At 35.1% G+C, this 25,195-nt stretch carries 23 protein-coding genes and 2 tRNA genes; all 25 read left to right on the top strand.

Annotated features, from left to right (window positions below; genetic code table 11):
- The first annotated feature begins 147 nt into the window (after positions 1 to 147).
- The 25 genes from HVS_RS12130 to HVS_RS12015 all read left to right on the top strand — a co-directional run bounded on the left by HVS_RS12130 (position 148) and on the right by HVS_RS12015 (position 25,193).
- Positions 148 to 1,782 carry a response regulator gene (locus HVS_RS12130; protein ID WP_101302735.1) on the top strand — a complete coding sequence of 545 codons (1,635 nt, stop codon included), beginning with the start codon at positions 148 to 150 and terminating at the stop codon, positions 1,780 to 1,782.
- Positions 1,783 to 1,990: 208 nt separating this feature from the next.
- A tRNA-Gly gene (locus HVS_RS12125) sits at positions 1,991 to 2,065 on the top strand.
- A 9-nt stretch (positions 2,066 to 2,074) separates the two neighbouring features.
- Positions 2,075 to 2,148: transfer RNA gene (locus HVS_RS12120), tRNA-Gly, on the top strand.
- Positions 2,149 to 2,421: 273 nt separating this feature from the next.
- Complete coding sequence (hprK, locus tag HVS_RS12115) at positions 2,422 to 3,339, top strand: HPr(Ser) kinase/phosphatase (RefSeq protein WP_235827358.1); 918 nt, start codon at positions 2,422 to 2,424, stop codon at positions 3,337 to 3,339.
- A complete protein-coding gene (locus tag HVS_RS12110; protein WP_101302731.1) occupies positions 3,336 to 4,061 on the top strand; it encodes a phosphatase in 726 nt (241 codons plus the stop codon). Before hprK ends, HVS_RS12110 begins: the two co-directional genes overlap by 4 nt.
- 76 nt (positions 4,062 to 4,137) lie before the next feature.
- The gene (gene murB / locus HVS_RS12105) at positions 4,138 to 5,052 is read left to right on the top strand and encodes a UDP-N-acetylmuramate dehydrogenase (RefSeq protein ID WP_101304272.1); all 915 of its coding nucleotides are present in this window, start codon (positions 4,138 to 4,140) and stop codon (positions 5,050 to 5,052) included.
- 18 nt (positions 5,053 to 5,070) lie between these two features.
- On the top strand, positions 5,071 to 5,928 hold the full coding sequence (gene rapZ, locus HVS_RS12100) for an RNase adapter RapZ (RefSeq protein ID WP_101302728.1): 858 nt from the start codon (positions 5,071 to 5,073) through the stop codon (positions 5,926 to 5,928).
- A gap of 169 nt (positions 5,929 to 6,097) precedes the next feature.
- Positions 6,098 to 8,059, top strand: a complete 1,962-nt coding sequence (locus HVS_RS12095; RefSeq protein ID WP_101302726.1) for an amylo-alpha-1,6-glucosidase — start codon at positions 6,098 to 6,100, stop codon at positions 8,057 to 8,059.
- Between the two features lie 136 nt (positions 8,060 to 8,195).
- Positions 8,196 to 9,164 (top strand): DNA-binding protein WhiA, encoded by a 969-nt coding sequence (whiA, locus tag HVS_RS12090; protein WP_101302723.1) that lies wholly within the window; start codon positions 8,196 to 8,198, stop codon positions 9,162 to 9,164.
- On the top strand, positions 9,157 to 9,420 hold the full coding sequence (locus tag HVS_RS12085; RefSeq protein ID WP_101302720.1) for an HPr family phosphocarrier protein: 264 nt from the start codon (positions 9,157 to 9,159) through the stop codon (positions 9,418 to 9,420). The genes whiA and HVS_RS12085 overlap by 8 nt, the downstream gene beginning before the upstream one ends.
- A gap of 211 nt (positions 9,421 to 9,631) precedes the next feature.
- Positions 9,632 to 12,817: a carbohydrate-binding domain-containing protein gene (locus HVS_RS12080; RefSeq protein ID WP_101302718.1), complete on the top strand. Its 3,186-nt coding sequence runs from the start codon at positions 9,632 to 9,634 to the stop codon at positions 12,815 to 12,817.
- A 242-nt stretch (positions 12,818 to 13,059) separates the two neighbouring features.
- Entirely contained in the window at positions 13,060 to 13,422 is a 363-nt protein-coding gene (gene spoIIAA / locus HVS_RS12075) for an anti-sigma F factor antagonist (RefSeq protein WP_101302716.1), read from the top strand.
- On the top strand, positions 13,406 to 13,837 hold the full coding sequence (gene spoIIAB, locus HVS_RS12070) for an anti-sigma F factor (RefSeq protein ID WP_101302714.1): 432 nt from the start codon (positions 13,406 to 13,408) through the stop codon (positions 13,835 to 13,837). Before spoIIAA ends, spoIIAB begins: the two co-directional genes overlap by 17 nt.
- Positions 13,838 to 13,959: 122 nt before the next feature.
- Positions 13,960 to 14,700: an RNA polymerase sporulation sigma factor SigF gene (sigF, locus tag HVS_RS12065; protein ID WP_101302712.1), complete on the top strand. Its 741-nt coding sequence runs from the start codon at positions 13,960 to 13,962 to the stop codon at positions 14,698 to 14,700.
- A gap of 78 nt (positions 14,701 to 14,778) precedes the next feature.
- The gene (locus tag HVS_RS16595) at positions 14,779 to 14,940 is read left to right on the top strand and encodes a hypothetical protein (RefSeq protein WP_157943030.1); all 162 of its coding nucleotides are present in this window, start codon (positions 14,779 to 14,781) and stop codon (positions 14,938 to 14,940) included.
- 153 nt (positions 14,941 to 15,093) lie between these two features.
- Positions 15,094 to 15,558 (top strand): chemotaxis protein CheX, encoded by a 465-nt coding sequence (locus tag HVS_RS12060; RefSeq protein WP_101302710.1) that lies wholly within the window; start codon positions 15,094 to 15,096, stop codon positions 15,556 to 15,558.
- A 223-nt stretch (positions 15,559 to 15,781) separates the two neighbouring features.
- Entirely contained in the window at positions 15,782 to 16,270 is a 489-nt protein-coding gene (trmL, locus tag HVS_RS12055) for a tRNA (uridine(34)/cytosine(34)/5-carboxymethylaminomethyluridine(34)-2'-O)-methyltransferase TrmL (RefSeq protein ID WP_101302708.1), read from the top strand.
- Positions 16,271 to 16,282: 12 nt separating this feature from the next.
- Positions 16,283 to 17,395 (top strand): M20/M25/M40 family metallo-hydrolase, encoded by a 1,113-nt coding sequence (locus HVS_RS12050; RefSeq protein WP_101302706.1) that lies wholly within the window; start codon positions 16,283 to 16,285, stop codon positions 17,393 to 17,395.
- Positions 17,396 to 17,542: 147 nt separating this feature from the next.
- Entirely contained in the window at positions 17,543 to 18,358 is an 816-nt protein-coding gene (locus HVS_RS12045; RefSeq protein WP_242971559.1) for a DUF2156 domain-containing protein, read from the top strand.
- Positions 18,359 to 18,466: 108 nt separating this feature from the next.
- Positions 18,467 to 20,041, top strand: coding sequence for a bifunctional diguanylate cyclase/phosphohydrolase (locus tag HVS_RS12040; protein ID WP_235827707.1), 1,575 nt, complete (start codon positions 18,467 to 18,469; stop codon positions 20,039 to 20,041).
- A gap of 199 nt (positions 20,042 to 20,240) precedes the next feature.
- Positions 20,241 to 21,191: a 3-oxoacyl-ACP synthase III family protein gene (locus HVS_RS12035; RefSeq protein WP_242971558.1), complete on the top strand. Its 951-nt coding sequence runs from the start codon at positions 20,241 to 20,243 to the stop codon at positions 21,189 to 21,191.
- Positions 21,192 to 21,212: 21 nt separating this feature from the next.
- Positions 21,213 to 21,473, top strand: coding sequence for a phosphopantetheine-binding protein (locus tag HVS_RS12030; protein ID WP_101302700.1), 261 nt, complete (start codon positions 21,213 to 21,215; stop codon positions 21,471 to 21,473).
- 109 nt (positions 21,474 to 21,582) lie between these two features.
- Positions 21,583 to 22,638 (top strand): ketoacyl-ACP synthase III, encoded by a 1,056-nt coding sequence (locus tag HVS_RS12025; RefSeq protein WP_101302698.1) that lies wholly within the window; start codon positions 21,583 to 21,585, stop codon positions 22,636 to 22,638.
- A 26-nt stretch (positions 22,639 to 22,664) separates the two neighbouring features.
- Positions 22,665 to 24,164 carry a class I adenylate-forming enzyme family protein gene (locus HVS_RS12020; RefSeq protein ID WP_101302696.1) on the top strand — a complete coding sequence of 500 codons (1,500 nt, stop codon included), beginning with the start codon at positions 22,665 to 22,667 and terminating at the stop codon, positions 24,162 to 24,164.
- Positions 24,165 to 24,197: 33 nt separating this feature from the next.
- A complete protein-coding gene (locus HVS_RS12015) occupies positions 24,198 to 25,193 on the top strand; it encodes an alpha/beta hydrolase (protein WP_101302694.1) in 996 nt (331 codons plus the stop codon).
- Positions 25,194 to 25,195 lie beyond the last annotated feature (2 nt).

The following is a 25,195-nucleotide window of genomic DNA, read 5'->3' as shown; positions in this document are numbered from 1 at the left end:
GAGTCTTCCTCTTTTTTTATTTTGGTTTTTTGTTAAAAGCAAAGGATTTGACAACAAATTAATATAGTATTAATATTAATTTATAAAATATAACTAAACTTTATTTGCTGTTTGTCTCTAAGGTTTTTACAAAGGAGGACACAGGTTTTGTTTTATGTTATGGTTGTGGTAGATGACCGGATGTTGGGGGAATGGTTTCAAAGCCATGTCAAATGGAATGATTATGGCTTTGAACTGGTTTGTGTTGCAAAAGACGGGATAGATGCTTTGCAAAAACTAAATCAGCATGAAATAGATCTTATAATTTCAGAAATCAATATGCCAAAAATGAACGGAATAGAGCTGTTAAATACAGTCAAAGAATATGGTAAGGATACAATGGTGGTATATTTAACGAAAAAAGAGGATTTTTCCTATGCAAAACACGGATTGCTGTTAGGTGCATATGACTACCTTGAAAAGCCTGTTAGCATTGAGAAATTATGCAATTTACTTAAAAATGCTTATGAAGCTTTGAAAAAAAAGCAGCTGGAAAAGGAAAAAAGCAAAAAATTAAGAGAAAAGCTGGAGCTGAATCTTTCTATATCAAGGGAGAAAATATTATACGATTTATTGAGGGGTAAAGAGGTATTCAGCAAATTAGGCGGGCTTATTAGTGAATATGATATTGATATTTCAGATAGAATGGTTTTGGTAGGACTAATAGAAGTAGGAAATTTTGATGCAACATCTAAAGAGTGGATAAAAAGCGGAAAACTTGGCGAACTAATTAAAAAAATAAGAGAAGTGATACATAGCATTTCAAAAGGATATGAAAATTTAATTTGCAATACCATTGATATGGACATAGGCATTATAGGTGTTATTTTACAACCTGTTAATGAAAATAAAATGAAGAAATTCGAAGATTTGTCCAATGATTTTTTTGAAGTTATATCAAAGGAAATAAAGAGAAATTACAATGTAAGGGTAACGGTAGGCATAGGCAATATAGTGTCCTGCCCGAATGATATAAGTTTAAGCTACATGGGTGCAAAATCAGCACTTAGGCATAAATATATTTTAGGTGGGAACAAAATTATAAATATAAGCCAGTTTAGTGGAAATAACAGCAGAAGTCTTCTGTATCCTGTAGAGAGGGAAAAAATACTGGCAGAGTACATAATGGCCGGGGATGACAGGGCTTTAAAACTTGCAGAAAACACATTTGATGATATTGCAGCAGGAGGGCAAGACAACCTTAAAAGAATAGCTTTTGCCACAGGTCAATTGATATTTAACATATCTCATTTTATTGACATACATTATGGATTTATAAATAAAATATATGATTTTAGTGAATTTACAAACATTAATATGTCTGACTTTAATTCAAAGGAAGAAATAAAGGCTTATTTTATTAAATTTGTTACAAGCGTTTTAGATGTTGTAAAAGAGTACAAGCCTGCTCAAAGCAATCCTCTTATAAAAAAAGCATGTGAATATGTTTTAGGAAATATAGAGCAGGACATTACATTGCTTTCCATTGCTGAATATCTGAATATAAGCAAAAATTATTTTTGCTCACTGTTTAAACAGGAAACAGGCTATAATTTTTTAGAGTATGTGACAAAGATAAAAATGGAATGGGCAAAAATGCTTTTAAAAGAAGGTAACTATAAAACTTACGAAGTAAGTGAAATGTTAGGATACAGGGAAGCAAGTTATTTTAGCAGGCTTTTTAGAAAGTATACAAACCAAAGCCCGGCAGAGTATAGAAAAAGTTTTCAAAATCAAAAATAGAGGTAAGTTTAAGCGGTATTTTAAACCGGGAAAAGCACAGGAAGGCGTCAATTGAAGTTGATGCTTTTTTTCATCAGTGGCAAAAAGCCGGGCAAAGAGCGGGAGGAAGAGTTAAAAAGACATATGGAAATTTTAAAAAAAGTAAAATTTGTTCCTTGACAAATACATTTATAAAGAGTATAATTGTCCTTGTGATTAATCAGAAGATGCGGGTTTAACTCAGTGGTAGAGTGTCACCTTGCCAAGGTGAAAGTCGCGAGTTCGAATCTCGTAACCCGCTCCAACAAAACTTGCGGGTGTAGTTCAATGGTAGAACATCAGCCTTCCAAGCTGACTGCGAGGGTTCGATTCCCTTCACCCGCTCCATTTTATTTTTGGAAGTCTTTTTTAGTACATAGTCTTTTCAAAAGTCAAATTTCTTTTTTCCCCTTTTCTCAGGTTTATTTTTGCGCATAATTAATATATAATATTGTAGTAATGGATTTATTTAAACTATAGTTGCTGAAATTTCAGCTGTTTATAGTATCACTGCAAAATATTTAAAAGGGGCGGTGACGCATGCATTTAAATAACCGGTATAATCAAGGGGATGGAAATGAAAATCAGCATATACCAAGAGAAATTAGCTTAACTGCGATTATGAAAGAATTTGAACTGGAACAGGCGACAAATTTTAAAAACCTGGATAAAGTTTTAATAACTTCCACAGAAGTTAACAGACCTGGGTTGCAATTGGTAGGCTACTTAGAACATTTCGGCAAAGACAGAATTCAAATAATAGGTAACATGGAAACATCCTATTTGGCTACTTTGACGCCGGAAGAGCGTTATGCAAGATTAGATGCTTTTTTTAAAGCCGGCTTTCCCTGTATAGTGGTAGCACGTAAATTGGAAGTATTTCAAGAAATGATTGATGTAGCACATAAATACAATATACCTGTTTTGAGGACAGACAGGACAACATCCAGATTTTTGAGTGCATTAATCAGCTACCTGAATGTTAAATTAGGACCAATGGGGACATGGCACGGAGGTCTTGTGGAAGTATATGGCGAGGGCATTTTGATATTAGGAGAAAGCGGTGTGGGGAAAAGTGAAACTGCTTTAGAGCTTGTAAAGCGCGGACACAGGCTGGTGGCAGATGATTTAGTGGAAATAACAAAAGTTTCAGAAAAAACCCTTGTAGGTGAAGCCCCGGAAATAATAAGGCATTTTATTGAAATACGGGGTGTTGGAATATTAGATGTCAGAAGACTTTACGGTGTAGGAGCTGTAAAAAATAAGGAAAATATAGATTTGGTTATTAGGCTTGAAAACTGGAATAAGGAAAAAAATTATGAAAGACTTGGACTGGTTGAAGAATACGAGACCATATTAGAACTAAAAGTTCCGCGTCTTACCATACCGGTGAGACCAGGGAGAAATTTAGCTATAATTGTAGAAGTTGCTGCAATGAATCACAGGCAAAAAAAGATGGGTTATAATGCAGCAGAAATTATGAAGGAAAGAGTAATACAAAGAATAAATGAAAATAAAGGACTGGAGGATGAAAATTGAAGATTGTTGTTGATACACACACTCACACATTAGCAAGCGGACATGCTTACAGCACCATTCAGGAAATGGCAATAGAAGCTGCAAAAAACAACATAGAAGCGTTTGCAGTGACAGATCATGGTCCTGCTATGAAAGGAGGCCCTTTTTTATACCACTTTGGCAATCTCAGGGTTGTGCCGGAAACCATAAATAACGTAAGAATTATAAAAGGTGCTGAGGCCAATATAATAGATTTTTCAGGCAGATTGGATATACCTGATGAATATCTTAGAAGGCTGGAATTTGTTGTTGCCAGTTTTCATGATATTTGTATTGAGCCGGGAAGTGTGGAGGACCACACCAATGCGGTAATAAATGTTATGAAAAATCCTTATGTAGATGCCATTGCCCATCCGGGAAACCCTGTATTTCAGGTGGACATTCCCAAAGTGGTTAGTGCCGCTAAAGAATACAATAAATTTATAGAAATAAACAACGATTCATTTGTAATAAGACCCGGCAGTGATAAAAACTGCAAAGAATTTGCGCTGGAATGCAAAAAGCAGGGAGTAAAAGTGGTATGTGGAAGTGACGCCCATATAAGCTTTGATGTTGGAAGATTTGAAAGGGTGTCCAAATTATTTGAGGAAATTGATATGCCTGAAGAACTTGTTATGAATACATCGGTATCCAATTTTTTAGAATATTTCAGGTTTAAAAAACAGCGATTACAGAAAAGATAAAATATATGAAACACTATTATTATCATTAATATAATAATAGTGGTGGTAATCAATGACTTACAAGGGGATGGAATTATTGGATAAGATGAATTTAGCACATATCATTAAAAAAATAGCGGGAGAACAAAATGTAATGATTGATGAGCCAATGAAGAATCATTCTTCATTTAAAGTTGGAGGGGCTGCGGATATATTGGTCACTCCCACTTCCGCTTTTCAATTAAGTGAAATTTTAAAGCTATGTAAAAAAGAAAATGTTCCGATATTTATAATAGGAAATGGAAGCAACCTGATTGTTTCAGATAAAGGCATCAGAGGAGTGGTAATTAAAATTTTTGACAATTTTAGCGGCTGTAAAGTTGAAAATAACACTATGTCTGTGTATGCAGGTACGCTTCTTTCAAAAGTATCAAATATTGCCCTTAAAAATGAGCTGACAGGTCTTGAATTTGCAGCAGGTATACCCGGTACTTTAGGTGGTGCTATTGCCATGAATGCAGGGGCATATGGCGGGGAAATGAAGGATGTTGTTGTTGAGACAGAATGTATGGATTTAAATGGTGAAATTAAAGTGCTGCGTGGTAGTGAGCATGAATTTGGCTACAGGACCAGCCATATTTTAAAAAACTCATACATTGTTTTAAAATCAGTATTACATCTAAAAAAAGGAAACAAGCAAGAGATAAAAGAATTAATGGATGACTTAAACAGAAGACGGAAGGAAAAACAACCTCTTGAGATGCCAAGTGCAGGAAGTGTATTTAAAAGACCTGAAGGGCATTTTGCAGGGAAGCTAATTGAAGATTGCAACCTAAAAGGATACAGGATAGGCGGGGCACAGGTGTCAGAAAAGCATTGCGGGTTTATTGTAAACACCGGAAATGCCACAGCCTCTGATATACAAAGTCTTATAAAGCACATACAAGAAACGGTTAAGTCAACTTACGGTATTGAATTGCAAACAGAAGTGAGGATTATAGGAGAAAAGTAAAAAAATTTGGAGGTACAAATGAGGTTACTTATAATTACAGGTATTTCAGGAGCAGGAAAAAGCCTTGTGATAAAGCACTTAGAAGACATGGGTTTTTACTGCGTTGATAATTTACCACCTCTTTTAATACATAAATTTGTCGAGATATGCATTCAGAGCAGGGGGAAAATTGATAAAATTGCAATGGTTATTGATATCAGGGGGGGAGAACTGTTTAATGATCTTTTCCCGGAACTTAAAGCACTAAAAGATTTAGGTATTTTATACGAAATATTATTCATGGAGGCTTCAGACAATGTTCTTATAAAAAGATACAAAGAAAGCAGAAGAACACACCCCCTGTCCCCGGAAGGAAGAATTCTTGAAGGTATAAAAAAAGAAAGGGAAATACTTAAGGAAATAAAAAAGCAGGCTACATACATTATAGATTCATCAAACTTAACTCCCAGACAGCTAAAAGAAGAATTAATTAATATATTTGAATATGGGAAAAAATTTAATGGAATAATAATAAACATTATTTCTTTTGGTTTTAAACATGGAATACCCATAGATTGTGATTTGGTTTTTGATGTAAGGTTTATTCCCAATCCCTATTATATTGAATCCATGAGAAACCAGACAGGCAAGAATGAATTGGTTAGGGATTATGTTTTAGGATTTGATGAAACCCAATGTTTTCTTATAAAGCTGCGTGAAATGCTGGACTTTTTAATTCCAAACTATATAAAAGAAGGAAAATCACAGCTTGTTATTGGTATTGGATGCACCGGGGGTCAGCACAGGTCTGTCGCTATTTCAGAGGCCTTGTTTTCCCATCTTTCAAAAAAGGGGCACAGGGTTGTTATAAATCACAGGGATATGATAAAAAAATAGTACAGCTAAATAGCTTATTTTATAAACTGCTTATGTTAAATATGTGAATAGCTTATATTATAAATGCTTATATTGTTTATATTATAACGGGAAAGATATATGCACCATATAAGTTAAATAAGGAATAATACGACAGCTGATAATATAACAAGAAATGGAGGTTTGGACAATGAACTTTGGAAAATCAAATTGGAGAACCTATGAACAAGGAATACAAAAAGAGTGGCTTTTAACAAATGGAATAGGTGGTTTTGCATCATCTACTATAATTGGAGCTAACACCAGAAGATACCATGGACTTTTAATAGCAGCTTTAAAGCCTCCTGTTAACAGACATTTAGTTTTATCAAAAATTGATGAAAGCGTTATAATTGATGGGGATTCTTACAACCTGTTTTCCTATGAAACCCCGGGTTTTACCATGAAAGGCTATCATCATCTTGAGAGATTTAAATATGATTTACTGCCTGAATATATTTTCAGGGTCAGGGATGTGTATATAAGCAAAAAAATCAGTATGGTTTATGGAGAAAACACTGTAGCAGTGGTATATCATGTTAAAAACGGGACTGATGCCATAAAACTAAGACTGACTCCCTTGGTAAATTTCAAGGACCATCACTTTAATTCAAAGAGACAGTACATGAGTTTTACCAAAAAATACAATTCAAATATCCTCACGGTAAGGCCTTCTTATTATGATATTGATATAAATGTTTTTTGCAGCCATGGTACTTTTACAGGCCTTGAAGATTGCTGGTTTTACAATATGGATTATGCCATTGAGAGGGAAAGAGGTCTTGAATCAACAGAAGACCACTACATTCCAGGTTATTTTGATATTGATATAAAACCTGAAGAAGAAAAAGTCATTACCATAATATCAACTGTTGAAAAGAAGATAAAAAATAAAGACGGATTGGACATAATAAAAAAAGAAGAAAAGAGACAGAAAAAATTAATAAGTAGTTCAGGGTATAAAGATGAATTTGCAAAAAAACTTGTTCTGGCAGCAGACAAATTTATAGTATACAGGGAATCAACAGATGCCAAAACCATTATAGCGGGTTATCCTTGGTTTACAGACTGGGGAAGGGATACAATGATAGCCCTTACAGGTCTTACTCTTTCAACAAAGAGATTTGATGATGCCAAAGAAATACTATATACTTTTTCCAAATATGTAAAGGACGGATTGATTCCTAATATGTTTCCTGACGGGGGACATGAACCACTTTACAATACTGTGGATGCAGCCCTGTGGTATTTTGAAGCTGTTAATAAGTATGTTGAATATACAGGTGACTATGAATTTATAAAAAAACACATATATCAGGGACTAAAAGACATTATCAATTCTTATGCCAACGGAACCCACTTTAATATAAAAATGGATAAAGACTTTTTAATTACGGCAGGGGATGCAAATACCCAGCTTACATGGATGGATGCAAAAGTGGGGGACTGGGTGGTTACGCCAAGACACGGAAAAGCAGTGGAGATAAATGCTTTATGGTATAATGCACTAAAGGTAATGGCAAATCTTTCAGATAAATTTGGAGAAGATGACAGTTATTATAATGATTTGGCTTCCAAGGTCAAAAAGTCCTTTGTGAAAAGCTTCTGGAATGAAGAAAAACAGTGTCTTTATGATTGTTTGACAAATGATTATAAAGACGGCAAGGTAAGACCCAACCAAATAATGGCTGTAAGTCTTTCAAATGCAGTGCTGGACGGGGAAAAGGCCAAAAAAACAGTCAACAGGGTATTTAAAGAATTGTATACCGCATACGGTCTTAGAAGCTTATCCCCTGAATCAAAAGAATATGCAGGGATATATGCAGGAGACCAGTGGAGAAGGGACGGTTCATACCACCAGGGGACAGTCTGGACCTGGCCTTTGGGACAATTTATAACTGCATATGTTAAAGTAAACGGAAATTCAGATGAAGCAAAGGAAATGGCACTAAGATTTATAGAACCTTTTAAAGACCATTTAGAAGATGCTTGTTTAGGTTCTATATCAGAGATATTTGACGGGGATGAGCCTTTAGTGCCAAGAGGATGTTTTGCACAGGCCTGGAGTGTTTCAGAAATACTAAGGGCATATATTGAAGATGTTTTAAAATAACTTAAAATCCATTTAATTTTGTCCCACTAAACAGACATTCAGAAAAGATATTTAAAATTGAATGTCTGTATAGTGTATAATTAAAAGTAAGGGAATATATTACACATGTGAAGAATGTTTTGCAGGGGTGTTTGAATTGTCATTTTCATCGGCAGTTAAAAATGAATTGTGCAGAATAACTACCAGTGACAGGTTTTGTATGCTGGCGGAACTGGCAGCTGTAGTCAGGATTAACGGCCTTGTTAAAGTGATTAATGAGAATGAAATAAATTTGAGAATAACAACTGAAAATTCAGCTTTGGCAAGGAGGGTTTTTTCACTAATAAAAGAACTTTATGGTGTAAATACCGAAATAATTATAAGGCGCAGCCCGAAATTAAAGAAAAATATTGTATACATTTTGATATTAACTTCTTCAAAAGGATTAAAGAAAATACTTGACGATATGAATATTGTATGCAGCAATGAAGATCGGAAAGAAGTAAAATATCTGCCCTGTAAAATTTTATCAAAAGACAGGGAATACCAAAAAGCGTATTTAAGAGGAGCATATTTAGCTGCAGGTTCAATGAGCGACCCGGAAAAAACTTATCATTTGGAAATAATTACTCAAAAAAAAGACTTAGCAAAGGAATTAAGCGGATTAATTAATGATTTTAAACTAAATTCTAAAATAATTAAAAGAAAATGTAATTATGTTGTATACTTAAAAGAAGGGGAAAGTATAGTTGACTTTTTAAACATAATAGGAGCCCATGCAGCTCTTTTAGAACTTGAAAATGTCAGGATACTTAAAGAAGTACGGAATAATGTTAACAGAATTGTAAATTGTGAAACGGCAAATTTGCAAAAGACAGTAGATGCTTCAATAAGGCAGGTTAAGAACATTACATACATAAAAGAGAATTTGGGTTTTGATAAGCTGCCTGAAAACTTAAGGGAAATAGCCATATTAAGATTAAAATACAGTGATTTTAGTTTAAAGGAATTAGGGGAAATGCTGACTCCGGCTCTTGGAAAATCAGGCGTTAACCATAGGCTTAGAAAGCTTGATAAAATTGCAGATAAAATCAGACATGAGAAAGGAGAAATAGAAAATGGTTGAAAAGACTGTTAAAATAATTAACCCGTCAGGTCTTCATGCAAGACCGGCAGCCCTGTTTGTTCAAACAGCCGGTAAATATACATCTGAAATTTGGATTAAGCACGGAGGCAAAAAAGTTAATGCCAAAAGCATAATGGGTCTTATGTCTTTGGCAATTTCTAAGGGAACTTCCATTGTAATAGGCGCTGAAGGAGAAGATGAAGAAATAGCAATAAAAGAACTTGAAGATCTCATTATATCCGGATTGGGAGAGTAACTACACATATAATTATATAAAAATATTATAATAAATATGTTAAATAAAATATATTATAAGAAAATTATACATTACATAAAAAATATATAGAAATAATTAATTATAACCACATCAAAATTCATTCCTTTTACGAACCTTACAAACACAGGGGATATGTATGTTCAACCATATATATGCACATCAAATTATTAGTAATTAGGGGGAATAATGTATGAGACATGTAAAAAAAAGGCGTTTCAGTGCGCTACTGGTTGTAATGCTTTTTGTTATTGCAACCGTAACTTCAAATGCAGCCCCATTATATGGTGATATTAATAAGGACGGGGCGGTGGACTCTTTAGACAATGCCATTATGAGCAGGCATGTTTTAGACATCAGAAAAGCTGATGACACTTCTATGATGGATCTTAACGGGGATGGCATAGTAGATTCTAGGGACTATGTTTTGTTAACCAGATACGTCTTAGGTATAATTAATTCATTCCCTGTTGAGCAAATGGATCCGACACCTACTCCGGATGACGAAGCATGGAAAAACAATACCGGAACAATTGAATTGGGAAGCAGGATAACTGTTTCGGGAGAAGGAATATCTGTAAACGGTTCAGTTGTTAATATAACAGCCGGTGGCGACCACGTTGTTACAGGAACATTAACAAACGGTATGATATACATAAACACCGAAGAAAGAGTTAAATTAAGACTAAAAGGCGTTAACATAACCAATCCTAACGGACCTGCTATTTATTTTGAAAATGTGGATAAAGGGTTTATCACAATATCAAAAGATACTGTAAACTATCTTACTGACGGAAGTTCTTACAGTGATGAGGAAGCAACGGCTACTATATTCAGCAGGGATGACCTTGAAATTAAGGGCGGCGGTACTTTATATATAAAAGGGAATTACAAACATGGTATAAACAGCAATGATGATTTGATTATTGAAGAAGGTAATATTTTCATAGAAGCTGTAACTGACGGTATACATACCAATGAAAAAGTGAAAATCAAAGGAGGAAATGTTAACATTACCGCCGGTTCAGATGGTATTGATGCAGGAGAGGCTATAACTATCGAAGATGGAACTTTAGATATAAATGCAGTGGGAGACGGCATAAAATCTGCAGAAGATATAACCATTACAGGTGGTACCTTTGATATCACTGCTGATTCGGACGGCATAGACAGCAAAATAAATCTTATAATTGAAGGTGGAAAATTTGATATAAAAGCAGCTAAAGACGGGTTAAAATCAGGCGGTGACACAATCATTACCGGTGGAGACTTTGAGCTTGATACAGATTCAGATGGCGTGGACAGTGATGGAAGCCTTCAGATTGAGTATGGAACATTCAACATAGAGTCAGCTAATGACGGGTTAAAAGCAGTTAAAAGTGTAAAAATTAAAAACGGTACCTTTGATATTGTGGCAGCGTCTGAAGGTATTCAATCTGATGACTATGTTGAAATAAATGGTGGAAACTTCAGGATAAAAGCCGGCTCTGGTGTTCGTGCAGAAAATGACATAATAATAAACGGTGGAACTTTAAATGTTACACAACCAAGAGAAGAACTTGAATCAATTAACGGACGTGTCAGGGTAAATGGTGGGCGCTTGAATATAACAGTAAGCGGAAATGAATTTGCATCTAATAAGAGTAAAGAGCTTTTGACTGGAGACATTATTTTCTCAGAGCCCAGCAGGACTTTTAGCGGTCAGATCACAGTCACACTGGATTCTAAGATTAATAATGCACAGATTAGGTATACAACTGACGGAAGTGTACCTAACAGCAATTCCATGCTGTATACCGGTCCTTTAACCTTTACAAAAACTACACAGCTTAGGGCTCAGGCTTTTGTTAATGGGAGTCCGGCAGGGAAAATGGGAACATCTATATATGTTGCCACTCAAATAAACACCAGACATGATCTTCCTGTGCTGATTTTAGATGCCTATGGAAAATCAAAACCAGGCCGTCAATATATAGATGCAGCCTTTATGTTGTTTGAGCCGACAAACAATAATACCGTATCTTTTTCACAAGAGCCGGCTGTTGCTACCCGTGCAGGTTTCAGGCTGCGTGGGCAGTCCTCATCTAATTTTGAGAAAGCTCCTTACAGAATTGAACTGTGGGATAATGAAAACAATGATGCAAAATACTCACTGTTAGGTATGCCGGAAGATGGGGACTGGATATTGCTTTCCCCGTTTCCTGATAAGTCTTTAATACGTAATGCCCTTGCTTATGAACTTGGTAAAGCTAAGGGACTGGAGGCACCAAGGTATAGGTTTGTAGAAGTATATACCAGCTTTAACAGTGATGTGGTAACTGATAATGCTTACCAGGGCGTATATCTCCTTGTTGAGAGAATAGAAATAAACTCCAGACGTCTTAACATAGCAAAGCTTGAAAAGGAGCATTTGTCTGAACCGGAGATTAGCGGAGGATATTTGCTGCAGTTTAACATGGGTGCAGCTGATCCGCCATTGATTAGAGGTAATGGCTGGAGTGACCTTGAGGTTACAGAACCGGACGATTTGACAAGTGAACAATTGGCGTGGATAACTGACTATATCCAAAAAACACACAATGCTATCCACAGTGCAAATCCATCAGATCCTAATACCGGTTATCCGGCATACATAGATGTGGATTCTTTTGTAGACTATATAATTCACAATGAGTTAGCCCGTCAGGGAGACTCATATATGAGAAGTACACGTATGTATAAAGACCGGGGTGGAAAGCTTACGGCAGGACCCCTTTGGGATTATGACCTGGCATATGACTGCTTTAACATGGGTGGATTCTTTGGTGGCGGAGGAGGCTCTCAAATAGAAGGATTCCAATTCCAGCCAATGATGGGTGGCTGGGGAATGGGCTCTCCATGTGACTGGTTTGTAACACTTATGTATGACCCAAGTTTTCAAGAAAAAGTAAGAACCCGTTGGCAGGAACTGCGCAGGGGACCTTACTCCGACCAGCAGCTTATAGCTTTGGTTGATTCATTAGCTGCCCAATTAAAAACTGCTCCTACGCGAAACTTTAACAGATGGAATATATTAGGAACTTCTATGGTAGGCGGTATGGGTACACAAGTTACTCAAACTTGGGAAGAGCAGTTGGACATTTTGAAAAACTTCCTGATTAGAAGAGCTGCCTGGTTAGATAGCTGCGGATGGGCACCAACTCCAAACGGAGGCGGTGGCGGCTGGAACCCATGGGATCCTGGAAACGGCGGTGGCGGCGGCTGGAATCCATGGGATCCTGGAAACGGCGGTGGCGGCGGCTGGAATCCATGGGATCCTGGAAACGGCGGTGGCGGCGGCTGGAATCCATGGGATCCTGGAAACGGCGGCGGAGGCGGCTGGAATCCATGGAACCCATAAGGTGCGGGCATTTAGTGCTAAGAAGTGCCTTCTAATAAAGGAAACAAACATAAATTCCATTTAAAATACAAAAAGAGGCTGTGAAGCTTAAGATTTTAGCTTCACAGCTTCTTTTTTAACTTAAATGCAAATATTTTGTCGATATCTTTTTTTTATTTGACAAAAGCTTACAATGTTTTATGAAGGAAAAATACTGCTGATACAGAAATAGTAACAATAACCATTAGTGAAGGAGGATTATTTTGAAAGTTAAAATTTCGTATAAGGGGACTATTTTAATTGCCTCTCTAGAGGGGGAGTTAGATCATCACTCTGCCCAATATGTGAGGCAGAAGATAGATAGTGAATTAATGAAATCATCTAACAGGGATATGATTTTGGATTTTTCAAAAGTTAGCTTTATGGATAGCTCCGGAATAGGAGTTGTTATAGGAAGATACAAAAATATTCAGAAACTAAGTGGAAAACTTATAATAATTAATTTAAACAATCAGGTGAGGCGTATATTTGAGATGTCAGGATTACTCAAAATAATACCAGTATACGACAATTTAGAAGATGCTATAAAAAATGTAAAGGGGAATAAAAATGCAGCCTATAAATGAGATGAATTTAGAATTTTCCAGTAAATCAAGAAATGAAAGTTTTGCAAGAGTTGTTGCAGCAGCTTTCGTATCCCAGCTTGATCCTACTTTAGAGGAGCTTGCAGATGTAAAAACTGCAGTTTCAGAAGCAGTGACCAATGCAATAATTCATGGTTATGAAAACAGGGACGGGTTGGTTAAAATGAATTGTAAACTATATAACAACTCAGTGGAAATTACCATTAGTGATGAAGGAAAGGGAATAGAAAATATATCCCTTGCAAGGCAGCCCATGTATACCTCCAGACCTGATATGGAAAGATCCGGCATGGGATTTACCGTTATGGAAAGCTTTATGGACAAAATTGAAGTGGTATCAGAGTTGGGAAAGGGTACTAAGGTAACTATGTTTAAAACATTTAAATCCATAAAGTAAATATATAAAAATAAAAATATAAATTTGCTTGCATAATGCAAACACTTACATGATATTTATAACAACTATTAATAGGCAACTATTAATAAGCAACAAAAAATATGTAAATTATAGGAGTAGCCATGGATGATTTATTTGAGAAGGAAACTTTGGATTTAATTAAAAAAGCTAAAAAAGGTGACAAAGAAGTTCAATCTGTTTTAGTTGAAAAAAACATAGGTCTTGTTTGGAGTATAGTTAAAAGATTTCAAAACAGGGGTTATGAGCCTGAGGATATTTTTCAAATAGGGTGTATCGGGCTTATTAAAGCCATAAATAAATTTGATGACTCTTTTAATGTAAAGTTTTCTACATATGCAGTTCCTATGATAATAGGGGAGATTAAACGGTTTATAAGAGATGACGGTATGATAAAAGTAAGCCGTTCTTTAAAAGAACTGGCTAATAAAACCAGAATAACAAAAGAAATTATGACAAAGGAATTAGGCAGGGAGCCTTCTATAAGTGAAATTTCCAACCACCTGAAAATTCCAAAAGAAGAAATTGTTATGGCTTTAGAAGCAAGTTATACTCCTGAATCTTTATATAGTACGGTAGGAGAAGGAGAAAATTCCTCCATGTTATTAATTGACAGAATTGACAATGAAAGAAGTGACAACGAATTAGATCTTGTGGATAAAATAGATTTGAGGAATGTACTGGAAACATTAAAACCAAGGGAAAAGCAAATAATTATTTTAAGGTACTACAAAGAAAAAACCCAGTCGCAAATTGCAAAAATGCTCGGTATATCCCAAGTACAGGTTTCCAGGATTGAAAAAAAGATATTAGAAGAAATACGGAAAAAAATGAAGCATGTATAAATAATGATTTTTTGCATATTGTATTAAGAATTTCAAATACTATATACTACTCTTTAAAAATATTATGAAGGTGAAATTATGACAGGAGCAGCAATAAAAAACAGAATAATTTTAATTATTTTAGCCTTAATAGTAATAATTGGAGCTATAATTGTTTACACCGGATTCTATAAGAAAAATGAAATTCCATCAAAGGGTGTTTTTGTAACAGAAAGTTTTTTAAATTTAAAAAAACTCTGAAAAGCTTAAAAAGTATTTGGGAAAAAAGAAGGATTTATATGATAATCATAGAATATAATATAGTATGCTTTTAAAGGTTGGGAAAGTTTACTTCTCTAATGGTACAAGCTGGCATATCAATTGTTTAATTTTAAATAAGGTGGTAGTAAAAATATGAATGTAGAATATATAAATCCATTTATTGAAGCAAGCCGGACAGTATTAAAACAGATAACAGGGATAGATGCTAAGTTAGGAAAGATATTTGTAAAAACTTCTCCTTATGCCAGTGACAATATACTTATAATTGTCGGACTTACCGGAAAAATCAGGGGACAGGCTGTTTTTGCCATGAACCAGTATGTTGCTTTGGATATAGCTTCAAGTATGATGGGGGGAATAGAAACAGTTGAACTGGACGAAATGTCAAAAAGTGCCATATCTGAACTTGCCAATATGATTCTTGGGAATGCAGCGACTATATTATATAATAGGGGAATTGGTGTTGAGATAACCCCTCCTACTTTTCTCATGGGAGAAAATATGCAAATATCCAACGCAAAAATGAAAACTATATGTATTCCCCTTTTGCTGGGTGATAATAAACAAATGCAAATTGATGTTTCAATAGTTGAATAATTATATAATAATTGATTATATTTAAATAATTGATTTTGGAGTATTTTTAGTTGCAATAATATTCTCCTTTTCCTACCATTAACCCCGGTAACAAAATTTATGCAGTTAAATACTTGTTTAAGTGGAAAGACTATGGGTAAGTTATAATTGTGGCTGCTCTTTTCATGTGCTATAATATTTAACAAGATTTTGAATAACAGCTGAGAGGAGTTAGGAGCAGTCAATGAACATAGTTTTAGTTGAACCTGAGATACCGCAGAATGCGGGGAATATTGCCAGGACATGTGCAGCAACAGGTACTAATTTGCATATGGTTAAACCTTTGGGGTTTTCTGTGGAAGATAAATATTTAAAGCGTGCCGGTCTTGATTATTGGGATAAAGTCAATATAAGCTATTATGACAGCTTTAATCAGCTGATTGAAAAACACAGTAATGGTGTTTTCTTTTATGCCACAACAAAAGCTGTCAATTCTTATGCAGATGTAGAGTATCCCGAAGGTGCTTTTATTGTATTTGGCAAGGAAACGGCAGGCTTGCCTGAGGAAATTTTATTAAATAATAAAGACAGGTGCATCAGGATTCCTATGATAGAAGGTGCAAGGTCATTAAATCTTTCAAATTCTGTTGCAATTGTACTTTATGAAGCTTTGAGGCAAAATAATTTTAAAAATCTGAATTTAAAAGGAGAACTTACACAATATACGTGGTGAGGAGAGAAGTGAATGGTAAACAGGGACAGGATAATAGATGAATTTATACATTTGGTGAAAATCGACAGTATATCCCTGTATGAAAGGGATATGGCGGATGCATTAAAGATAAGGATGATGAAAGAGGGCATTAGTGTAAAGGAAGATGATACGGCAAAGAAGATAGGGGGAAATGCGGGAAATCTCATATGTACTTTAAAGGGAAATAAAGATGTTTCCCCTATCCTTTTAATGGCTCATATGGATACGGTTACGCCGGGTATAGGCAAAAAACCCCAATTAGAAGGGAATATAATAAAATCAGACGGAACCACTATACTTGGCGCTGATGATGTGGCAGGTATCGTATGCATATTGGAGGCTGTAAGGGTATTAAAAGAGCAAAAAATAGATCATGGTGACATATATATTGTTTTTACCGTTGCAGAAGAATTGGGATTATTAGGTGCAAAGAATCTTGATCTTAGTGACATAAACGCCAAATACGGTTTTGTCCTAGATCTGGGAGGGGAAATTGGATATGCGGCAATATCTGCCCCCACCCAGAATACATTTGATATAAAAATAATAGGCAAAGCAGCCCATGCCGGTATTGAACCGGAGAAGGGTATAAGTGCAATTCAAATAGCAGTTGATGCAATATCAAATATGAAACTTGGAAGAGTGGATGATGAAACAACTGCCAATATTGGAACCATAAAAGGCGGGGAAGCCACCAATATTGTATGCGAAGAGGTTGAAATACGTGCCGAGGCGAGAAGCAGGGATAATGAAAAGTTAAAGACACAGACAGAGCACATAAAAAGTTGTTTTGAGGAGTCTGCCGGCAAATTTGGCGGAAAAGTTGTTTTTAGAACAGAACACCTATATCCTGCTTATAACATTGATGAAAGTGAAGAAATAATATCAATTTTAAAAACTGCATCTGAAAAAGCAGGAATAGAATTAAAATTAGGACAAACCGGAGGGGGAAGCGATACAAATATAATAAACTCCAAGGGGATAAAATCTGTTAACATAAGCGTAGGAATGGACAAAGTCCATAGTTTGGAAGAACAAATTAATATTGACGATATGGTAAAAGCTACAGAGTTTTTAATTTCTATAATACAGTCCATTAATTAATATTATAAAACACTATAAATCTTAAAACTTCTAAAATTTCAAAATATTAAAAATATATGGGGAGGTTTTCTTCTGAAGAAAATAACATTAGAACATAAAAACTTATTTGACAGCTATTTAAATAAAAGTGATTTTATGGCCTCAGAAATGAATTTCACTAATTTATTTATGTGGAGAGATTTTTATAATTTTGAGTTTTTTGAAATAAATGAAATGATATGCCTTATAGCTTCCCCGAAGGGTCAAGAGCCCTTTGCCTATGCCCCTATAGGAAGCTATACTCCTGAAAGGTTTAGATCATCTGTAAATGCTATAAGGGAATATTTCAGTGAAAAAGAGTGGAGGCTTGTATTCAGAAGGGTTGAGGAAAGCAAACTTGAATATTTTGAAAGATATACAGACGGTCAGATAAAAATTGAATATGACAGGGACAATAGTGATTATATTTATTTGACAGAAAATTTAATAAATTTAAAAGGCAGGAAGTATCACAGCAAAAGAAATCATATAAATATTTTTTTAAAAACATATGAATATGAGTATGTTGAATTAAATGAATCCTATATAGAGGAAGCACTGAGAATAGATGAAGAGTGGAATTTGGGGAAAGAAGACGGAGGAAATGGAATAATGTACCCGGAAAGACTGGCAAACAGGGAAGTACTAAAAAACTTTGCTAAATTAGACTGTAAGGGTGCACTTATAAAAGTTAACGGAAAATTTGAGGCATATACCGTCGGGGAAATAATAAATAACCGGTATGCAGTAATTCATATTGAAAAAGCAAACAGCAGTATAAAGGGTATTTATGCATTTATAAATCAGAAATTTTGTGAATATGAGCTAAGGAATATTTTATATGTAAACAGGGAGCAGGACTTAGGGATAGAAAGCCTCAGAAGGGCTAAAAAATCCTATAACCCCATTAAATACATAAACAAATACAATATATACGTTAACTAAATAGAATTTTTGTTGTTAAATTTATAATATTTTAGGGAAATTAGTGAAGATTTTTATAGAAATATATCATTAAATGAAGTATAATAAGTATTAGAGGATTATATAATTATGGAGTTAAGTATGGACAATATTGTAAGGGATTCGGATAAAAAACTAAATTTACTATCAAACGGGAAAGAGAATTCACTAAAAGGATATTTTATGCACTTAATTGAGCAGTACTTAAATACTGCATTTAGAAAAACAGAGTTTTTGTTGTTTACTTTAATTTCTTTTTCCTTTTCTATAATTCAAATAATGCTTTCTCCTGATACAGAGCACAATTTAAGGGGATTTATAACTAATATCCAATCGTCCATACTTTTTATACTTGCCTTTAGGTTTGGATATTTAGGGCTTATTATAGCCGGTTTTGTTATTACATTTGATGTAGTTTTAATGCTTGTAATATATTATAATTTAGAAATGATGCCCTGGGGAATTTTAGGACTGTCTCTTAAAATTTCCACAGGAGTGATAACTGTTTTTGTTGCAATTCTTTCGTACAAGCAGGATATCCAGAAAAAAAAGCTTGAAACGCTGGCTATTACAGACGAACTGACCGGGGCATATAACCAGAGGTTTTTTTACAGCATCCTTGATGAGGAAATAGAAATGGCGGATAAAGAAAAGTCGTCCTTAGGACTTATGATGATAGATATTGACAATTTTAAAATGTACAATGAGATATACGGACATAGTTTCGGAGATGAAATTTTAAGAGGAACAGTAGCCATTCTAGAGAGTTTATTGAAAGATAAAAAAGCTTACATATGCAGATATGGCGGGGATGAATTTGCAATAATAATGAGAGGGGATAGTTTAGAAAGTTTAGAAAAAGAGGCAAAGAGAATTCAAGAAGAATTCGAAGAAAAAAAAGTTTTGTACTACCATGGAATTCTTTACGATAAACTTACACTGTCTATAGGTTTTTCAGAATATCCAAATAAGGCTAAGGGCAAAAGTGAGCTTATTTACCAGACAGATGTGGCACTTTACAATGCTAAAAACTTAGGAAAGGACAAAGTACATTTATACAAAGATGCTATTTTACAAATTCGCAAGCATATTAGTTCAGACCATCAGCAGTTAATAGGTATATTTAAGGGACTGGTTAGTACCATATCAGCTAAGGATAAGTATACATCCGGACATTGTGAACGTGTTTCCTCATATGCAGTAAAGATAGCAAATGCCATGGAGCTTGATTTCAAAGAAGTGTGTATAATTCAGTATGCAGCACTTTTGCATGATATAGGTAAAGTTGAAATACCTAGATTTATTCTCAATAAAAGAGAACCATTGACCAAAGAAGAGTTGGATCTGTTGCGGCAGCACCCGGTGTATAGCCAGAATATATTAGAGCCTCTGGAAGAATTGGATATGCTTACAGACTATGTACGTCATCATCATGAAAGATATGACGGAAAGGGATATCCTGACGGGCTGGCAGGAGAAGAAATAAGCCTTGGGGCAAGGATAATATGTGTAGCGGATTCTTATGATGCAATGGTGTCTGAACGCCCTTACAGCAGAAAAATGGATGAAGAACAGGCACTTAAAGAATTAGAGAAAAAAGCCGGTACTCATTTTGATCCTGAAATTGTAAAGGTATTTGTAAATATAATGAGAAAGCAGTCATAAAAATTATTAAAAATAAATCAAGAAATGAACTAATAAACAAATAAAGGATATAGATAAAAATTAGAGAAAACAAAAAGAAAAAGAAAATGGTGGGGATGTAATGGGTGGCTTAAAATTTTATTTTCCAAAAAACAAAAGAAAAAACATCACTAGGTTTTGCAAAATATTATCTACAGCCTCATTTTTTCCCGAAAAAGTTTTGACAAATGAGGAAATAATAGAAAAAAACTCTCTACCCTTTAAAAGCAGTGTAATTGAAAAGACAATAGGGGTAAAAACAAGACATATTGCAGATGATTCTTATGACGACAGTAAGATGCTTTTAAAATCTGCTAAAAAATGCTTAGATAGCTATGGATTAAAACCTGACCGTTTATCTAGGATTTTAGTGAATAAATATTATGGGGACAATTTATTGCCCATGACTGCCAGCAGGCTGCAGGGCAAACTAAATAGCAATACCGCCATGCATGCTTTTGATGTGGACGGCGGTATAACTTCATTTTTACATTCAGTGGATTTGATATCAAGGTATATAGATACAGGGGATGAATACATTCTATTATCCTCCGGGGGTATTCATACAAAACTTATAAGCAAAAAAGACCCCAGGGTGGCATTTCTCTTTGGCGATGCCTCTGCCTCTTTGTTGTTTGGAAGAACGGAAGAACAACATATTTTAGCAAGCTATTTTTATTCCAATCATGAGTACTCTCATCTGGCACTTTCCATAAGCCCCTTAAGTGCAGTGGATGGAACTGATGAAACGGTGCCTTTTGAAGAGTTAACGTACATATATGATACATATAGAATGGGGAACTGGAAGGAAGCAGAGGAGTTTTTCAGGGAGGCAACCTCTGTGGTTTCAAAAAACTTACTTGAAGAAAGCGGACTTAAAATGGAGGATATTGATTTAGTACTGGTCACAGAAAACAACAAAAAAATATGGCAACTTACTTTGGAAACATTGGGAGTTAGTGAAGACAAAAGCATTTCAATTTTAAGAGATTGTGGAAACACCATGTCTGCCATGCTCCCATTGTTGATAGATAAAGGAATCAGCACAGGTAAAATTGCCGAAGGCATGAATGTAATGATGATCTCCCACGGGGAAGGCATAAGCGGTGGGGGAATTATCTACAGAGTATAATAACTTAGGGAGGGATGTAATATGACTTATGATGAGATTTATCAAAAAGCAAGGGAAATAATAGCTGATTATTTGCGTGTTGAAGAGGATGAAGTGCATTTAGAAACAGATTTGGTAGAAGATCTTTGTGCTGATTCAATAGCATTGGTGGAATTAGGTTTTAAGTTTTCAGAAGTTTTTTTAGTTCCTATGATGGACGCGCGACCAGAATCATTTGTACTAAAAAACATTGTGGATTTTGTTAAAGAAAATATAAATGTCAAAAACAATGTAAAAAGTTAACAAATCATATTAAGCCCTAAAACAGAAGTTTGAAATGCAGGACTATTCAAAGCAATACTAATAGGTATTTTCAAGTAAAAATAACATTATGTAATATTAGGGGGGCAAAATGATAAGAAATACATATTCTTCAGATATTTCATTTCCAGATATAAAACCTTTACGTATCAATAAATATGCCAGAATTATGTCTACTGGTGTTGGCGTTCCTAAAAAGGTTATGACCAATCAGGATATCATTGATAAATACAACTATGTAGCTACAGACAGGGCTGTTCAATTTTCCATTGGGATAAAAGAAAGAAGATGGGTTAGTGAAGATGAAACCTTTGAAGACTTAATGGCTGAGGCAATTACCCAGTGTTTAGAGAGGGCAAATGTAAGTATTGAAGAGGTGGACAGGATTATATACACAAAATTAATTAGTGCCCAAAATGTTCCTGCCTCAGCTGTAACGGTACTAAAAAAGCTTGGAGCCAAAAAAGGAATACCCGGCTTTGATGTCACTTGTGCATGCAGCGGTTTTGTACACGTAATGGATATGGCATTAAAATACATTGCTACAGGGGATGATTATGTTCTTATATTGGGAGGAGGAGTATCTTCCACTAGAACGCAGCAGTGCAAAAATCCAAGTACCAAAACGGTGTTTTTATTTGGGGACGGCATTGTTGCAATGCTTTTGGGACCTTCTGATACTAAGCATTTCCTCTCATCTTATATTTTTACCAATCATAAATTATATGACAACGCTTTTATTCCCTGCGGAACCACTATGGTAGCAAAAGGGTTCTGTGATACTGAAGACGATATTTTAACCATGAAAATAGTGGACGGCAAAGTAATTTTAGATTCGGCTGTGGAGTATACCAAAATGATAGCAGAAAAACTCCTGTCAATGGCCGGTATGACTTTAGATGATGTGGATTATTTTATAACTTCTGACCAGTCAACCAGGATATGGGAAGCACAAGTAAAAGCTTTAGGAATTCCCTTTGAAAAGAGTTTAAGTTTATTTGAAAGGTATGGAAACACTGTGGCAGCCATGAGCCCCTTAATACTAAATGAATTAATTATGACAAACAAAATAAAAAGAGGGGATCTAGTAATGATGCTGGCTCATGGTGCAGGAGCAAGCAGTGGGGGATTGCTTTTCAGGTTTTAAAAATACTATATTTTGGGGGGATTTATGTGAATTACTGTGATTTCTTATATGATAGTATTGATAAATATATTGATAACGAAGCAATTGTTGATTTAGAAAAAGATGAAAGACTTACATTCGGGGAGCTTAAAGATGCGGTCATAAAGGTAGCGGATTTTCTAGTATCAAAAGGATATAAGCCGGGAATGGTTATAGCAACACATCTAAATAACGGTGCTGAAGCTGCCATTGCTTTATTGGCAATTCAGTACATAGGATGTGTTATATGCCTTATTGACCCTTTATACAAAGCAGATGAGCTTCCTTATTATATAAAGGACTCCGGAGCGTCATTAATATTTACACATTTAGATAAGGAAAGTGTTAAAAAAGTATACCAGGGGGAAGTTGAAATATTTGAGGAAGGAGATATAAGGCGGATTTATAAAAACACTCAAAGCATTGACAAAGAACCAGGTATGTATAAATTTGACAAAGACGAACTTGCAATGCTTCTTTATACTTCAGGGTCAACATCAGCCCCAAAGGCGGTTATGCTTTCTACAGGGTGTTACTATACATTCTTAGAAAAAAGCGACATGAGAATGTATCAATATACAGAAGAGGACAGGCTCCTTTGCTTTGTACCCTTTTCCCATGGCTTTGGTTCAATATCACTGCTTATTCCTTCCCTGGCACATAAGGCGGCTCTTGTGTTTTTAAAATCTTTTCATCCTATAAAAGTGGTTGAGGCAATAGAAAAGGAAAATATAACACATATCTACGGTGTTCCCACACACTATATGCAGCTTTTAAGGTATGAGCAGGGAATAGAAAAACTTAAAAAGCTAAAGGCGGCATTTTGTGCAGCTGCGCCGTTAAGTTCTGAGACAGCCATACAGTGGAAGGAAAAGGTGGGCATATATTTAGATGAGGGATATGGCCTGTCGGAAACTTGTACTTTAATAGCCACAAGAATATCAAAGCTTCCGGATGTTTCAGGTAATGTGGGCTTTCCACCTACAGGGATACTGGAGGTAGATGTGGTGGATGAAAACGGGCAGGTGGTGGAAGACGGAGCCATAGGAGAGTTAAGGGTCAGGGGAAGAGGTTTGATGCTTGGATATTACAACCGTCCGGAAGAGACAGCTGAGAGGCTAAGGGATGGATGTGTATATACAGGGGATTTAGGTTACAAAAAAGAAGACGGCTCTTATGTTGTATGCGGCAGGAAAACAGAGTTTATAAATGTTGCAGGTTTAAAAATTTCCCCAATAGAAGTTGAGTCAGCATTAAATTCCCATCCAAATGTTGTTGATTCAGCAGCTATCGGTATCAGCGACCCGCTTTATGGTGAGGTTGTAAAGGCATATGTTGTCATAGAAGATGGTGCGGATGTTAAAGAAAGGGATTTAATACGGTATCTTTCCGGAAAAATTGCAAATTTTAAAATTCCAAAAACCATTGAATTTATTGATGTGATACCAAGAAACAATGTAGGAAAAATAGACAAGAAAGCACTGAAAAACAGGGAAAGCCTAAAATAAGTTTCATTTAAAAGGCAGGGAGGGGGGATTTTTATGAACGAAGCAAGTTCAAAGTTTGTTGACAACATAGCTATGGAAAAAATCAAAAGTGAAAAGCTTTTTAAAGTAAGTCATTCGCCGGTAAATTCATATTTTATCTATGATGAATTATCCCTGGCTAATATAAGCAGCAAAAAAATTGATATTTCCACACTGAAATACGGGAAGGCTCCAGGCGGCTATGACGTTATTGAAATACCTTCTTTTTACACTACCTTACCTTATAAAGAAAACAACACCATTTACCTTTACAGTAGTTACTGTGACGATAGTATAGGAAATATATTGTTTGTCCATGGACTATACGATGAACATTTACTGAATTATACGTTTTTAGTCAGAATGCTAAATGAATTAAAATTCAATGTTTTTATAATGATACTGCCATATCATTATAAAAGAAAGCCTAAAAACAGTCTTTTTAGCGGGGAATATTTCTTAAGTGCTGATGTGTACAGGACAAAAAAAGCCTTTATTCAATCTGTTTATGATGTTGAGGCTTGTGTTCAGTTTATAAATCATGCCAATGAAAAGCCTTTGTTGCTTGTAGGATTCAGTATGGGTGGATTTGTTACTTTAAAGTATTATGTTATAAAGGATGGGACAAATGCTATAGAAAACAGAATTAAAGGCATTGTTCTCATTAATCCGGTAGGCAGCTTGCAAAGGCTTGTATGGGAAAGTGATATATTAGAATCCATTAGAAACGATCTTAGAAAACATAAATGGAATGAGAAGGCAACAGAAGCTGTATTTGAAGAAGTGGAGATATTTAACGGCACATATACAGATGTGGATTTTGAATCTGTTGCACTTTTGTACTCAATTTATGACCAGCTTATTGAAGAAGAAAAATACAAAAGCTTTATAGAAAAAACCAATGTAAAAAACGTCAGTCTTTATCACGCAGGTCATCTCAATATTTTAAGAGTACCTAAACTATCAAAAGATATTTATAATTTTTTCATGAAAGTTACCAAGATAAGCTAATC

It is taken from the genome of Acetivibrio saccincola, from assembly GCF_002844395.1.
Taxonomy (GTDB): domain Bacteria; phylum Bacillota; class Clostridia; order Acetivibrionales; family Acetivibrionaceae; genus Herbivorax; species Herbivorax saccincola.
This window is presented reverse-complemented; position numbering and strand designations above follow the sequence as displayed.

Excerpts from the sequence above, each read along its gene's own strand:
- HVS_RS16595 (WP_157943030.1), top strand. The coding sequence starts at position 14,779 with ATGACAGGAGCAGCAATAAAAAACAGAATAATTTTAATTATTTTAGCC.
- hprK (WP_235827358.1), top strand. The coding sequence starts at position 2,422 with ATGAAAGAATTTGAACTGGAACAGGCGACAAATTTTAAAAACCTGGAT.
- trmL (WP_101302708.1), top strand. The coding sequence starts at position 15,782 with ATGAACATAGTTTTAGTTGAACCTGAGATACCGCAGAATGCGGGGAAT.
- HVS_RS12080 (WP_101302718.1), top strand. The coding sequence starts at position 9,632 with ATGAGACATGTAAAAAAAAGGCGTTTCAGTGCGCTACTGGTTGTAATG.
- HVS_RS12015 (WP_101302694.1), top strand. The coding sequence starts at position 24,198 with ATGAACGAAGCAAGTTCAAAGTTTGTTGACAACATAGCTATGGAAAAA.
- HVS_RS12095 (WP_101302726.1), top strand. The coding sequence starts at position 6,098 with ATGAACTTTGGAAAATCAAATTGGAGAACCTATGAACAAGGAATACAA.
- sigF (WP_101302712.1), top strand. The coding sequence starts at position 13,960 with ATGGATGATTTATTTGAGAAGGAAACTTTGGATTTAATTAAAAAAGCT.
- HVS_RS12030 (WP_101302700.1), top strand. The coding sequence starts at position 21,213 with ATGACTTATGATGAGATTTATCAAAAAGCAAGGGAAATAATAGCTGAT.
- HVS_RS12045 (WP_242971559.1), top strand. The coding sequence starts at position 17,543 with ATGAATTTCACTAATTTATTTATGTGGAGAGATTTTTATAATTTTGAG.
- spoIIAB (WP_101302714.1), top strand. The coding sequence starts at position 13,406 with ATGCAGCCTATAAATGAGATGAATTTAGAATTTTCCAGTAAATCAAGA.
- HVS_RS12060 (WP_101302710.1), top strand. The coding sequence starts at position 15,094 with ATGAATGTAGAATATATAAATCCATTTATTGAAGCAAGCCGGACAGTA.
- HVS_RS12050 (WP_101302706.1), top strand. The coding sequence starts at position 16,283 with ATGGTAAACAGGGACAGGATAATAGATGAATTTATACATTTGGTGAAA.
- HVS_RS12025 (WP_101302698.1), top strand. The coding sequence starts at position 21,583 with ATGATAAGAAATACATATTCTTCAGATATTTCATTTCCAGATATAAAA.
- HVS_RS12040 (WP_235827707.1), top strand. The coding sequence starts at position 18,467 with ATGGAGTTAAGTATGGACAATATTGTAAGGGATTCGGATAAAAAACTA.
- rapZ (WP_101302728.1), top strand. The coding sequence starts at position 5,071 with ATGAGGTTACTTATAATTACAGGTATTTCAGGAGCAGGAAAAAGCCTT.
- HVS_RS12085 (WP_101302720.1), top strand. The coding sequence starts at position 9,157 with ATGGTTGAAAAGACTGTTAAAATAATTAACCCGTCAGGTCTTCATGCA.